Genomic DNA, 12,164 nt, shown 5'->3' with positions numbered 1-12,164 from the left:
TCATTGACCTCCGGCCATGCGGGTCAGCGGAGCAAGACCGGAACTCATCGCACGGTTGACGGTGTTGGAAATCGAGCCGCCCGCGCCACCGCCGTGACCGCCGCCCATGCCGGGCAGGCCGTTGGGATTGGTCAGGGTGTTCATGCCAGGCATGTTGGCGGTGGGCGTGGTGATATTGCCGCGAATCGAAGCGCCACTGGCTACACTGGCAAATTCACCGTCATTGAGCTCGGTGCTGGTCATCGCCTGATTGATGCGAGCCGAAGGGTTGGCATTGACCGTGGTTGGGTAGGGGTCTTTGCCACCGCTGCGCCCGATAGGAATGGGCTGAACGTCGCGGTTGAGAACGATCACGCCATTGCCTTCGGCCTGAACGTTGAAACTGATGAATGTGCTGGCGGCTGATCCAATCAGCAGAAGGCAGGTCAGGCCTTTATTGATATTCCCCACGGCGGCAATTCCTTCTTCAGTGGGCTGGCTCTTGTCAGCGTTGGGAAGGAGAGAGCGAAAGCTGTGCCGCTTTTGAGTTGTCTATTGTTTTCAACGGGTTGGCGCTGAGGCACGCAACGTTGATACATAACCTGTTTCAGCGCTGAAACAGTCATGTCGACAGCGGCGGGGGCAGGGGCGGTGCAAAGCTCTGGAACAAGGGTTTGCCCGGGACTGTTTCACTGGCGTAACAAATGCCCTTTCAGAATGATGAAGGCCATTTAAACGGCTGCTTTGCGCGGAGTCGGGTGTTTCAGGAATGGACACTTGGGCTCCGAAAGGAGCTGTTTGCCAAGTCAATCAGCCATTAAACGCGCCACTGCTTCGAAAGCCTGAGACCGCCGCTCATCCCAATCGCCCTGAATGATCTGCAGCGGTTGCCGTTGTTGTTCCAGCCAGTCGCGGGTGGCCTGAAAGAACGCCATGCGTTCGCTGAGTTGCGGCTGGCAGCGTTGGCCGTCGTCGGTCCAGTCGATCTGCTCCGGCGACAACAGCAGATGCAGGTCGTAATGCCGGGCCAGCAGCTCGGGTTCCAGCCACGCCGGGCAGTCGCCAAACAGGGTCTGGCTCCAGAGGATGTTGCTCAGCAAATGGGTATCGAGAATCAGCAATTGCGGTTGCTGCGCCCGCGCCTGATCTTCCCATTGCAGCTGCCCACGGGCGATGTTGGGGATGTCGTTGAGGCAGGTATCGCGTGGATTCTGCTCGATGAACCAGCGCACGTATTCGTCCACCCGCAGGCCGCCGAAGCGCGCCTGAAGGCCAGCGGCCAGCCAGCTCTTGCCGGTGGATTCCGGGCCGGTGAGGACAACCACCTTCATCGCTGCAGCGCCGGATCGGCACGCCATTCGCGCCAGCCTTGCACAGCAATCAGGGTGAACAGTGCATACAGCGCGGCAGTAAGGTACAAGCCCTTATAAAGAAACAGGCCGACGAAAATCACATCCAGCACGAACCACAGCGCCCAGCATTGCAGGCGTTTCTGCGCCATCCACAATTGCGCAACCAGGCTGAACGCCGTCAGCGCGGCATCGAGCCACGGCTGCGCCGCGTCGGTCCAGTGCGCCATGGCCGCGCCGAGCAGCAGGCTGCCCAGTGCCCCGATACTCAGACCGAGCAGGATCGAGCGCCGATCCAGACGCGTGACTTCACGGCCGTCTTGCATCGTCCCGGCGCGGGTCCATTGCCACCAGCCGTAGACTTGCAGCGCGGCGTAAATCACTTGCAGCAACATGTCCGAGTACAGCTTCACGTCATAGAAAATCCAGCTGTACAGCAACACCATGACCAGGCCGATCGGCCAGCACCACGGATTCTGTTTGACCGTCAGCCAGACGGCGATCACACCGAGGGCGGCGGCAAACAGTTCAAGCCCGGACATGGGGGTTCCTTGGGGGAGTGCAAGAAGGGGCGCAATTGTACCCAAAAACCTTGAATGACGAATAACCCTGTGGGAGCGAGCCTGCTCGCGAAAGTGGTATGTCAGCAACGCAGATGTTGACTGACATTAAGCCTTCGCGAGCAGGCTCGCTCCCACAAGGGTGAGGGGTCAGACGCGGAACTGGCGCAGCAACTGGTTCAACTGCTCGCTCAACTGTCCAAGCTTTATGCTCGCCACACTCGACTGCTCCGCCGCCAGCGCCGTACTGTGCGACAGACCGGCGGCCTGCGTGACGTTCTGGTTGATGTCCTCGACCACATGCGCCTGTTGCAGTGTGGCGCTGGCAATCGAGGCATTCAGGCCGTTGAGATTGCGCAGGGCCTGGCCGATCGCGTTAAGGCTGGCACCGGCGAGGCCGGCCTGTTCGATGGTCAGTTGCGAGGCCTTGCTGCTGTCGCCAATGACTTTCACCGCCGCTTCGGAATGATTCTGCAGGCGTTCGATCATGCTCTGGATTTCCGCCGTCGACTTTTGCGTGCGCTGCGCCAGCAACCGTACTTCATCAGCCACCACCGCAAAGCCCCGGCCCTGTTCACCGGCGCGGGCCGCTTCGATGGCCGCGTTGAGTGCCAGCAGATTGGTTTGCTCGGCAATCGAGCGGATCACCTCAAGCACACTGCCGATCTGCGTGCTTTCGGCCGCCAGGGTGCGAATCACTTCGACCGCTTGGTCAATGGTTCCGGACAACTTGTCGATCTGTTGCAGACTGCCGTCGATGTTGATCTGGCCCTGCTGTGCCTGAGCTTCGGCATCGCGCATTTCAGCGGCAGCATGTTCGGCGTTCTTCGCCACATCCTGCACGCCGTAGGTCACTTCGTTGATTGCGGTTGCGACCAGTTCCATCTGCTGCGATTGCTGTTGGCTGCGCTGCTGGGCCTGAGTCGCATCGTTGCCCAGTTCACTGGACGACTGACCCAGCGCACTGGCCGAAACCTGCAGGTCACCGATGACCCGGCGCAACTTGGCGGTGAAGGCGTTGAAGTGATGCGCCAGTTGCGTGACTTCGTCCTGACCGTGGGTGTCGAGGCTACGGGTCAGGTCGCTCTCGCCGCTGGCGATGTTGGCCATGGCGTTCACGGTTTCCTGTAACGGACGGACGATGCTGCGGGCAATCAAAATCACCAGCAGGGCCATGATCACGGCGATCACCAAACCAATCACCGAAGCCTTGATTAACTGCCCCCGGAACTCGCTCTGCACATCATCGACGTAAACGCCCGAACCGAGCACCCAGCCCCACGGCTCGAACAATTTTACATAGGAGGTTTTCGCCACCGGTTCGCTGGCACCGGGCTTGGGCCAGCGGTAATCGACCATGCCCGCGCCTTTGCTTTTGGCGATCGCAACCATCTCGTTGAACACCGCGAAACCATCCGGATCACGGATCGCCGAGAGGTTCTGGCCTTCGAGTTTGGGGTTGGTCGGGTGCATGACCATCACGGGGGTGAGGTCGTTGATCCAGAAGTAATCGCTCTGGTCGTAGCGTAGGCCACGAATGGCGGTCAACGCCTGTTTCTGCGCGGCGTCGCGGGTCAGGGTGCCGGCGGTTTCCAGGTCGTGGTAATAGGTCAGCAGGCCGCTGGCGGTCTGCACCACATGCTGGGTTTTCTGCGCCTTGGCGTGGTACAGGTCATCGTGGATCTGCTTGAGCATCAACACGCCCAAGGTCAACAACATGACCACCGCCACAATCAAAATGAGCCACAAGCGTCGGCTGATCGACACACTGCGCAAGCTGTTCATAACGCTGTCACTCCGATTTCTTTTTCTTGTAATAAATCAACGCCAGCATCCAACCACGTTTGGGTGGTCAGGCATACGCGACCCAAGTCGAATAACGCCGCAGCACTATTAAGGCTTGTCTGTTAGGATTTCGGCCCCGCGCGTGAAAACCTGAATCCAAATTGATATTTCACGGAATTTTGACCGTTTCGTGTGGATGCTGTGTGCGCGGAATCGGTACAGCTACAAACAGCTACGCTGATCGCAGTGAACGTAAAAAAATACTATCGGGGCATGCCGTTGTGCATCGCTCTTTGGGGGACTGATGGATCTTTGGACCGCCTTGCAGGCACTGATTCTTGGAGTTGTAGAGGGGCTGACGGAGTTTTTGCCCATTTCCAGTACCGGACACCAGATCATTGTTGCCGACTTGCTCGACTTCGGCGGCGAACGGGCCATGGCGTTCAACATCATTATTCAGCTCGGCGCGATCCTCGCGGTGGTCTGGGAGTTTCGTCGCAAGATTCTCGACGTGGTGATCGGCTTGCCGACCCAGCCGAGTGCGCGGCGTTTTACCGCCAACCTGCTGATCGCGTTTCTGCCGGCGGTGGTGCTGGGGGTGATTTTTGCCGACCTGATTCACCAATACCTGTTCAATCCGATCACTGTCGCAACCGCGCTGGTGGTGGGCGGTATGATCATGCTGTGGGCCGAGCGTCGGCAACATGAAGTGCACGCCGAAACCGTGGACGAGATCACCTGGAAGGCCGCGCTGAAAGTCGGTTTCGCCCAGTGTCTGGCGATGATCCCCGGTACCTCGCGTTCGGGTTCGACGATTATCGGCGGCCTGCTGTTTGGCCTGTCGCGCAAGACTGCGACCGAGTTCTCGTTCTTCCTGGCCATGCCGACCATGGTCGGTGCGGCGGTGTACTCCGGTTACAAGTATCGCCATCTGTTTGTGCCGGCGGACTTCCCGGTGTTCGCCATCGGTTTCATCACCGCGTTCATCTTCGCCATGATTGCCGTGCGCGGTCTGCTCAAGTTCATCGCCAGCCACAGTTACGCGGCATTCGCCTGGTACCGGATTGTTTTCGGTCTGGTGATTCTGGCGACCTGGCAGTTCGGCTGGGTGGATTGGTCGGCGGCGAAACCATGAGTGATTCCCGCGCGCGCCGCCCGGATGGACGCCCGTCCGGTGGCGGCATTCAGCATCTGAAATTGAAACTGGCGGTGCTGCTGATCGTCTGCGCGCTGCCGCTGTTCGGCTCGCTGTCGATGTGGCTACGTGGCATCTCGCTGGTGCCGTTGACCGCTTATGGCGTGGTCAGCGTGCTGGCGTTTTTCATGTACTGGGCAGACAAGCGCAAGGCCCGCGCCGATGCGTGGCGCACGCCGGAGAACATCCTGCATGCGCTGGAATTGGCCGGCGGCTGGCCCGGCGCGCTGATCGCCCAACAGGTGTTCCGGCACAAGACGCGCAAGGTGTCGTTTCAGATTCTGTTCTGGGTGATTGTGGCGCTGCATCAGGTGTTCTGGATCGACCAGTTGTTTCTCGGTTCGAACCTGCTTTCACATATTTAAGCTTCACACATGACCCATGTGGGAGCGGGCTTGCTCCGGGCGGCGTTCCGACGAAAGCGGTGTGCCAATGGACGAATATGTTGTCTGACACACCGCTTTCGCGAGCAAGCCCGCTCCCACCAAAATCAAAATCAAAAAGCTAGAGCAGTAATCCGATTTGGGTTTTCTTCGGCAACTTGCTCACCACCAACTGATGCGACCGTGTCAGCAACCCGCGTAATTCCTCCGCGCCCAGCGGGTAGGGCGGGTGCATGATGATCCACTGCGCCCGCGCCAGATAAGGCGCAGGGTGAATACCCGGGCGGTCGCAATGGCCGAGAAACAGATCCTTGTCGACCTTGAACGCCAATGAATCCCCGCGCAGCCCTTGCAGAGCAAACATCTTGTTGCCGGCAATCGAGAACACCCGCACGCCGCCCCATTTGTAATCCTCCCGCGCACCCGGCAAGGCCAGGCAGAAGGCGGCGACATCCGCTTCGTTCATCTTTCCCTGTTTCATAACAACCGCTCCCCACACGCATTGAACGATTCGACCAGATGATCGATCCATGCCCGCACCGCCGGCATCACCCCGCGTCGATGCGGATACACCGCCTGCAACCAGCCGCCGGGCAACGACCACTCGGGCAGCAATTGCACCAGCGCGCCGCTCTCAAGGTCGGCTTCGCAATACATCATCGGCAGCAGGGTAAAACCCTGGCCGGCGAGCACACAGGCCTTGCGCACGATGAAGTCATCGATGCCCAACCGCGCCTCCATGTTCAGTTCGACGCTGTTGCCTTGCTCATCCAGCAAGCGCACATGCACCATGCGATCGGCCTCCAGCGCGCCGAGCACCGGCAGGTTCTTCAAGTCCTGCGGATGAGTGATGGTTTTGCCCTCGACAAAGGCCGGGCTGGCCACCACGACCATTTGCGCCTGGCGCAGACGCCGGGTGACCAGCAACGGATCTTCATCGCCCAACTCGCGCACACGCAACGCAACGTCGAAACCTTCGGCCACCAGATCCACCCGGCGATTGAGCAACACCACCTCCAGTTGCACCTGAGGGAATTTGCCGAGGAATTCGCTGATCACCCACGGCAACATTTCCCGCGCCAGACCGGTAGGACAGGATACGCGCAGGCGGCCACGTGGCTCGCTGGACATGCTGGCGACCGCTTCGTCGGCCATCTCCGCTTCCAGCAACATCGCCTGACAGTGACGCAAGTAGCGCTCGCCAACCGCGGTCAGGTTCAACTGGCGCGTGGTGCGTTGCAGCAGACGGGCGCCGAGGCGCTCTTCGAGTTCGGCGATGCGTCGTGACAGGCGGGACTTGGGAATGCCCAGCAAACGCCCGGCTGCGGCGAAGCCACCGGCCTCGACCACCTTGGCGAAATAGTAGAGATCATTGAGATCCTGCATGAAAAGTCCACCGTTCTATCAGTGGGACGAACTATCGCATTGTCGGCGGCTAATCAGCTATTGGTTTCTTCCGTAGGATTGTCTCCATTCCGTCGCCGCCGGCGATTCTTTACAGGAGATTCCACATGAAACTGCTGCACATCGATTCGAGCATTCTGGGCGACAACTCCGCTTCCCGTCAGTTGAGCAGCCAAGTCGTCAAAGCCTGGCAAGCCGCCGAGCCAACCGCCGTGGTCACCTACCGTGACCTGGCCGCCGACGCCATCAGTCACTTCTCGTCGACCACCCTGGTGGCTGCCGGTACCACTGCTGAGCTGCGCGACGCCGCACAACAGCACGAAGCCGAACTGAGCGCCTCGACCCTGGCTGAATTCATCGCTGCCGACGCCATCGTCATTGCCGCGCCGATGTACAACTTCACCGTGCCGACCCAGCTCAAGGCCTGGATCGACCGCGTCGCCGTTGCCGGCCAGACTTTCCGTTACACCGAAGCCGGCCCTGAAGGCCTGTGCGGTGGCAAGAAAGTGGTGATCGTCTCCACCTCCGGCGGCATCCATGCCGGTCAGGCGAGCGGCATCGCTCACGAGGAATATCTGAAGCTGGTACTGGGCTTCCTCGGCATCACCGACATCGAAATCGTCCGTGCCGAAGGTCTGGCCTACGGTGATGAAGTGCGCAACAACGCGATGAGCGCTGCTCAGGCGAAGATCAGCGAGCAGTTGTTCGCCGCCGCGTAAGCATTGCGTAAAGACCAGCTGCCGTTCAGGTAGCCCCTCAAAAAACTCTGTATTCTGGTTCTGCAAGGGCCAGATGCGGAGTTTTTTGTTTCTGACTGTTGCATAATCTGGCCCGGGTTATGCAGTCAAACGATCAACGTCTGAGTGCACCGTTGCGCCGGATCTCCGAACCTCAGGGTTTGGGGCGTGTCGGAACACAAAGGATCTTTCGATTGAGTAACACAGGGTGGGCCATCCCATGATGCGTCTTTGTGCAACGTTACTGATTTGCCTGCTCGGCAGCCTCGGTTCAGTGCATGCCGCGCCCGGGCGACACCCTGTCTGGAGTGTCGGTTACCACGAAATGACCTTCCTCGATCCGCTGGATCTGCAACCGATGCGCGCCATCGCCTTCTATCCCTCCAGCGACCGCGAACATAGCAGCCTGCTTGAGGGTTACACCGTCGAGGCTGGCGCTGACACCAAGGTGGCCATCGGTCGTTTTCCGATGCTGATGCTGTCTCACGGCAACACCGGCACGCCGCTGGCACTGCATGACCTCGCCACCTCGCTGGCACGCAAGGGCTTTGTGGTGGTCGCGGTGATTCATCCCGGCGACAACTCCAAAGACCACAGCCGCCTCGGCACCCTGAGCAATCTGTATGGGCGGCCGATCCAGATTTCCGAAGCGATCACCGCGACCCTCGGCGACCCGATGCTCTCGCCGTTCGTCAACGCTGATCAGGTCGGGGTCATTGGTTATTCGGCCGGTGGCGAAACCGCGTTGATTCTCTCCGGCGCGCAGCCGGATCTGGATCGTCTGCGCCGCTACTGCCAGGAACGCCCGGACGACCATGATGCCTGCAACACCCAGGGTGAGCTGATCGTCGATCGCGATGATTTGCAGCCAGTGGCCGATTCGCGCGTGCATGCCTTGCTGCTGATGGCGCCGCTGAGCCTGAAATTCGGCCGTAGCACCCTGGCGGATGTGCATGTGCCGGTGCTGCTGTACAGCGGCGATGGCGACAAACTGGTGGCCTTCGACAAAAACGCCGCGGCTCTGGCGCGCAAACTGCCGACCGCGCCGGACTTCAAGTTATTGGCCGGGGCAGGGCACTTCGTATTCATGGCGCCGTGCAACGAAGAGCAGATCCGCGCCATGCCGGCCTTGTGCACCGACGCCGACGGCGTGGATCGCGAAAACATTCACCGCAACCTGATCTCCGAGGCCGGGCAGTTCTTCTCGCGCACGCTGGGCAAGCCGAGCCGGGCGGGGATGCAGACCGCGGATCAATAAACGACTCAATCCCCCTGTGGGAGCGGGCTTGCTCGCGAATGCGATAGATCAGTCACTCTATATTTTGACTGACCCACCGCCTTCGCGAGCAAGCCCGCTCCCACAGTGATTTGTACGAAATTTCAGGATGTCGAGTGGCGCTTGAGTACCAAGGTCAACCCCAGCCCGATCACCGACAACAGCGCCGCAATGAAGAAAATCCACGCATACCCCAGATTCAACGCCACCGCACCCATCAACGGCCCGGCAATCGCCAGCGCCAGATCAAAGAACACCGCATAAGCCCCCAACCCCGAGCCACGGCTGGAACTGGGCACCTGCTTGATCGCCTCGACCCCCAGCGCCGGATACACCAGCGACAAGCCAAACCCGGCCAGTCCCGCGCCAATCAGGGCGAACGCGGTAGAGGGCGCCAGCCACAACAACACCAGGCCGACGGTCTCGATGCTCATGCAGGCGATCGCCGAATTGAAGCCGCCAAAACGGCTGATCGCCGAAATGAACAGCAGCCGCGACACGATGAAACACACGCCGAACACCGTCAGGCAATACGCCGCGCCGCTCCAGCCTCGGTTGAGGTAATAAAGGGTGATGAAGGTGGTCAGCGTGCCGTAACCGATCGACGCCAGAGTCAAACTGGCCCCATACGGTGCAATCCGCCCGAACACCGCCCAAAAAGGCAGCCGTTCGCCGCGTACCACCGGCACCGAAGGCTTATTGCGGATCAACACCAAGGCCCCGGCGGCCAATATCGACAGAGCGATGCCCAGGCTGGCAAATCCGTAATCGGTGACCATGACCACGCCCAGTGGCGCGCCAATCGCTATTGCGCCATAGGAGGCAATACCGTTCCAGCCGATCGACCTCGCCGTGTGTTCGACACCGACCTGGCCCATGCACCAACTGATGGTACCGACCCCGATCAAGCCCTGTGCCACGCCGAGCAGCAGGCGCCCGACGATCAGAATGATCAGGCTCGGCATCGGGAAGTCCTGCAACAGCGTTGAGATCAGCGTCAGCAGCCCGCTGAGCACAATCCCCGACAAGCCAAAAACAATCGCCCGTTTGGTGCCCAGCGTATCCGACATGCGGCCCGCCATCGGCCGACTGAGCAGGGTGGCCAGATACTGCGAGCCGATGACCAGCCCCGCAATAATGGCGCTGAAACCCAGCTGCTCATGCACATAACCGGGCAGCACCGCGATCGGCAGGCCGATGCACAGGAAGGCGACAAAGGTGTAGAACACGATGGAGACGATCTGCAGGGTGATCGCCAGGGAGCTTTGCGGAGGCGGTTGCTGCGCAGACATGTGGACTCGTTCGCGGGCGGCGGTGGGAGAGTGGGCATCATGGCTGGGCGCTGGAATAAAAGGAAGCAGGCTAACTATTTTTTCTGGCTATTCCGATTGTTGCTGGTGTCCTCATCGCGAGCAGGCTCACTCCTACAGGAGGGGGGCGCATTTCAAATGTAGGAGTGAGCCTGCTCGCGATGGTGTTGGTGCCCGCATAAATATTGGCTCCGAAATGCAAAAAGCCCTGTCACACCGACAGGGCTTTCGCTTGAAGCTTGAGGCTGGAGGCTCGAAGCTGCTCTTAGAACACCACACCCTGACTACGCAGGTAGTCATCGTAAGTGCCGCTGAAGTCAGTCACGCCGTTGGCGCTCAGCTCGATGATGCGCGTCGCCAGGGACGATACGAACTCACGGTCGTGGCTGACAAAGATCAGCGTGCCCGGGTAGTTTTCCAGCGCCAGGTTCAGCGCCTCGATCGATTCCATGTCCAAGTGGTTGGTCGGTTCGTCCATGATCAGCACGTTCGGCTTTTGCAGGATCAGCTTGCCGAACAGCATGCGACCTTGCTCACCACCGGAAATCACTTTGACCGACTTGAGGATCTCGTCGTTGGAGAACAGCATGCGGCCCAGAGTGCCGCGAATCATCTGCTCGCCCTGAGTCCACTGACCCATCCAGTCGAACAGCGTCACGTCGTCTTCGAAGTCGTGCGCATGGTCCTGAGCGTAGTAGCCCAGTTCCGCGGCGTCGGTCCACTTGACGCTACCGGCATCCGGGGTCAGTTCGTTGACCAGGGTACGCAGCAGGGTGGTTTTGCCGATACCGTTCGGGCCGATGATCGCTACGCGCTCGCCCGCTTCAACCTGGAAGCTGAAGTCTTTGAACAGTGGCTTGCCGTCGAAGCCTTTGGCCATTTTTTCGACCATGACCGCCTGGCGGTGCAGCTTTTTGTTCTGCTCGAAGCGTATGAACGGGCTCACGCGGCTGGACGGCTTGACCTCGGCCAGCTGGATCTTGTCGATCGCCTTGGCGCGGGAAGTGGCCTGTTTGGCTTTCGAGGCGTTGGCCGAGAAGCGGCTGACGAACGATTGCAGCTCGGAAATCTGCGCTTTCTTCTTGGCGTTGTCCGACAGCAGTTGCTCGCGGGACTGGGTCGCCACGGTCATGTACTCGTCGTAGTTGCCCGGGAACAGGCGCAGCTCGCCGTAATCCAGGTCAGCCATGTGCGTGCACACGCTGTTCAGGAAGTGACGGTCGTGAGAGATGATGATCATCAGGCTGTTACGCTGGGTCAGAACGTTTTCCAGCCAGCGAATGGTGTTGATGTCCAGGTGGTTGGTCGGTTCGTCGAGCAACAGCACTTCCGGATCGGAGAACAGCGCCTGCGCCAGCAATACGCGCAGTTTCCAGCCTGGCGAGACTTCGCTCATCGGGCCGAAGTGCTGTTCCAGCGGAATACCCAGACCCAGCAGCAGTTCACCAGCGCGGGATTCGGCGGTGTAGCCGTCCATCTCGGCGAACTCGGTTTCCAGCTCGGCCACAGCCATGCCGTCTTCTTCGCTCATTTCCGCCAGCGAGTAGATGCGATCGCGCTCGGCCTTGACCTTCCACAGCTCTTCGTGACCCATGATCACAGTATCGATCACGGTGAATTCTTCGTAGGCGAACTGGTCCTGGCGCAATTTACCCAGACGAACGTTCGGCTCGAGCATGACCTGACCGCCGGACGGATCGAGGTCGCCGCCGAGGATTTTCATGAAGGTCGACTTGCCGCAACCGTTGGCGCCGATCAGGCCGTAGCGGTTACCCGCGCCGAATTTGACCGAAACGTTTTCGAAGAGCGGCTTGGCGCCGAACTGCATCGTGATGTTAGCTGTGGAGATCAATTGCTTTACCTATCAATGGGTTGCGAGCCGCACATTTGGCGCTTGGGCCATTTCTGGGGCATTTTGGAGCTTTTCTTCCCGACCCGATCAGTGCTGGCGGTAAGCCGGCAGGCGTGGGGCGAGAGCAGCATCTGGACGCGGTGTCCAGGCTGTTGGGCAATAAAGGCGGGATTCATGCCAGACATTGCGCGCATTGTCGCATAAGTCATGCGGCAGTTGTATGGCAGACGCTAATGAACCTGAAGGCTGTTGCGTAACGGTGTTCCTTGCCGCGCAAGGCTGAGGTCGGCCCGGACTGCTGGCTTGTCCCGCGCTTGGAGCAATCCAGGGAGCA

General features: G+C 59.9%; 12 protein-coding genes. 4 read left to right on the top strand and 8 right to left on the bottom strand.

Annotated features, from left to right (window positions below):
* The 4 genes from fapA to QRN61_RS17520 all read right to left on the bottom strand — a co-directional run bounded on the left by fapA (position 1) and on the right by QRN61_RS17520 (position 3,673).
* On the bottom strand, positions 1 to 450 hold the full coding sequence (gene fapA / locus QRN61_RS17535) for a functional amyloid chaperone FapA (protein ID WP_027612703.1): 450 nt from the start codon (positions 448 to 450) through the stop codon (positions 1 to 3).
* Positions 451 to 785: 335 nt separating this feature from the next.
* On the bottom strand, positions 786 to 1,310 hold the full coding sequence (locus tag QRN61_RS17530; RefSeq protein ID WP_098964141.1) for an AAA family ATPase: 525 nt from the start codon (positions 1,308 to 1,310) through the stop codon (positions 786 to 788).
* Positions 1,307 to 1,870, bottom strand: a complete 564-nt coding sequence (pnuC, locus tag QRN61_RS17525) for a nicotinamide riboside transporter PnuC (protein ID WP_027612705.1) — start codon at positions 1,868 to 1,870, stop codon at positions 1,307 to 1,309. The genes QRN61_RS17530 and pnuC overlap by 4 nt, the downstream gene beginning before the upstream one ends.
* Before the next feature lie 168 nt (positions 1,871 to 2,038).
* The gene (locus QRN61_RS17520) at positions 2,039 to 3,673 is read right to left on the bottom strand and encodes a methyl-accepting chemotaxis protein (protein ID WP_096796552.1); all 1,635 of its coding nucleotides are present in this window, start codon (positions 3,671 to 3,673) and stop codon (positions 2,039 to 2,041) included.
* Positions 3,674 to 3,977: 304 nt separating this feature from the next.
* On the opposite strand from QRN61_RS17520, the gene QRN61_RS17515 reads away from it, so the two are divergent.
* Both QRN61_RS17515 and QRN61_RS17510 read left to right on the top strand, forming a co-directional pair.
* Positions 3,978 to 4,808 (top strand): undecaprenyl-diphosphate phosphatase, encoded by an 831-nt coding sequence (locus QRN61_RS17515; RefSeq protein WP_285374331.1) that lies wholly within the window; start codon positions 3,978 to 3,980, stop codon positions 4,806 to 4,808.
* Positions 4,805 to 5,233, top strand: coding sequence for a DUF1294 domain-containing protein (locus QRN61_RS17510; RefSeq protein ID WP_027612708.1), 429 nt, complete (start codon positions 4,805 to 4,807; stop codon positions 5,231 to 5,233). Before QRN61_RS17515 ends, QRN61_RS17510 begins: the two co-directional genes overlap by 4 nt.
* A gap of 139 nt (positions 5,234 to 5,372) precedes the next feature.
* Here QRN61_RS17510 and QRN61_RS17505 read toward each other — a convergent pair whose 3' ends face one another.
* A complete protein-coding gene (locus QRN61_RS17505) occupies positions 5,373 to 5,732 on the bottom strand; it encodes an MmcQ/YjbR family DNA-binding protein (protein ID WP_096796554.1) in 360 nt (119 codons plus the stop codon).
* Complete coding sequence (locus QRN61_RS17500; protein WP_007964611.1) at positions 5,729 to 6,637, bottom strand: LysR substrate-binding domain-containing protein; 909 nt, start codon at positions 6,635 to 6,637, stop codon at positions 5,729 to 5,731. The genes QRN61_RS17505 and QRN61_RS17500 overlap by 4 nt, the downstream gene beginning before the upstream one ends.
* A gap of 125 nt (positions 6,638 to 6,762) precedes the next feature.
* On the opposite strand from QRN61_RS17500, the gene QRN61_RS17495 reads away from it, so the two are divergent.
* Positions 6,763 to 7,374, top strand: a complete 612-nt coding sequence (locus tag QRN61_RS17495) for an FMN-dependent NADH-azoreductase (protein ID WP_027612710.1) — start codon at positions 6,763 to 6,765, stop codon at positions 7,372 to 7,374.
* A gap of 238 nt (positions 7,375 to 7,612) precedes the next feature.
* On the top strand, positions 7,613 to 8,650 hold the full coding sequence (locus QRN61_RS17490) for an alpha/beta hydrolase family protein (protein WP_115989701.1): 1,038 nt from the start codon (positions 7,613 to 7,615) through the stop codon (positions 8,648 to 8,650).
* A 122-nt stretch (positions 8,651 to 8,772) separates the two neighbouring features.
* On the opposite strand, the gene QRN61_RS17485 is transcribed toward QRN61_RS17490, so the two are convergent.
* A complete protein-coding gene (locus QRN61_RS17485; protein ID WP_285374330.1) occupies positions 8,773 to 9,960 on the bottom strand; it encodes an MFS transporter in 1,188 nt (395 codons plus the stop codon).
* A gap of 283 nt (positions 9,961 to 10,243) precedes the next feature.
* Positions 10,244 to 11,830 (bottom strand): ABC-F family ATPase, encoded by a 1,587-nt coding sequence (locus QRN61_RS17480; protein WP_027612713.1) that lies wholly within the window; start codon positions 11,828 to 11,830, stop codon positions 10,244 to 10,246.
* Between the last annotated feature and the right edge of the window lie 334 nt (positions 11,831 to 12,164).

The sequence above is a fragment of the Pseudomonas sp. lyk4-TYG-107 genome (genome assembly GCF_030209055.1).
In the GTDB taxonomy this organism is placed as follows: Bacteria; Pseudomonadota; Gammaproteobacteria; order Pseudomonadales; family Pseudomonadaceae; genus Aquipseudomonas; species Aquipseudomonas putida_A.
Note: the sequence above shows the minus strand (reverse complement) of the source record. Positions and strands in the feature narration are given on the sequence as shown.

What these genes read in the sequence shown, in the direction of transcription:
- QRN61_RS17530 (WP_098964141.1), bottom strand. Translation starts at nt 1,310, where the DNA reads ATGAAGGTGGTTGTCCTCACCGGCCCGGAATCCACCGGCAAGAGCTGG.
- pnuC (WP_027612705.1), bottom strand. Translation starts at nt 1,870, where the DNA reads ATGTCCGGGCTTGAACTGTTTGCCGCCGCCCTCGGTGTGATCGCCGTC.
- QRN61_RS17520 (WP_096796552.1), bottom strand. Translation starts at nt 3,673, where the DNA reads ATGAACAGCTTGCGCAGTGTGTCGATCAGCCGACGCTTGTGGCTCATT.
- QRN61_RS17515 (WP_285374331.1), top strand. Translation starts at nt 3,978, where the DNA reads ATGGATCTTTGGACCGCCTTGCAGGCACTGATTCTTGGAGTTGTAGAG.
- QRN61_RS17510 (WP_027612708.1), top strand. Translation starts at nt 4,805, where the DNA reads ATGAGTGATTCCCGCGCGCGCCGCCCGGATGGACGCCCGTCCGGTGGC.
- QRN61_RS17505 (WP_096796554.1), bottom strand. Translation starts at nt 5,732, where the DNA reads ATGAAACAGGGAAAGATGAACGAAGCGGATGTCGCCGCCTTCTGCCTG.
- QRN61_RS17500 (WP_007964611.1), bottom strand. Translation starts at nt 6,637, where the DNA reads ATGCAGGATCTCAATGATCTCTACTATTTCGCCAAGGTGGTCGAGGCC.
- QRN61_RS17495 (WP_027612710.1), top strand. Translation starts at nt 6,763, where the DNA reads ATGAAACTGCTGCACATCGATTCGAGCATTCTGGGCGACAACTCCGCT.
- QRN61_RS17490 (WP_115989701.1), top strand. Translation starts at nt 7,613, where the DNA reads ATGATGCGTCTTTGTGCAACGTTACTGATTTGCCTGCTCGGCAGCCTC.
- QRN61_RS17485 (WP_285374330.1), bottom strand. Translation starts at nt 9,960, where the DNA reads ATGTCTGCGCAGCAACCGCCTCCGCAAAGCTCCCTGGCGATCACCCTG.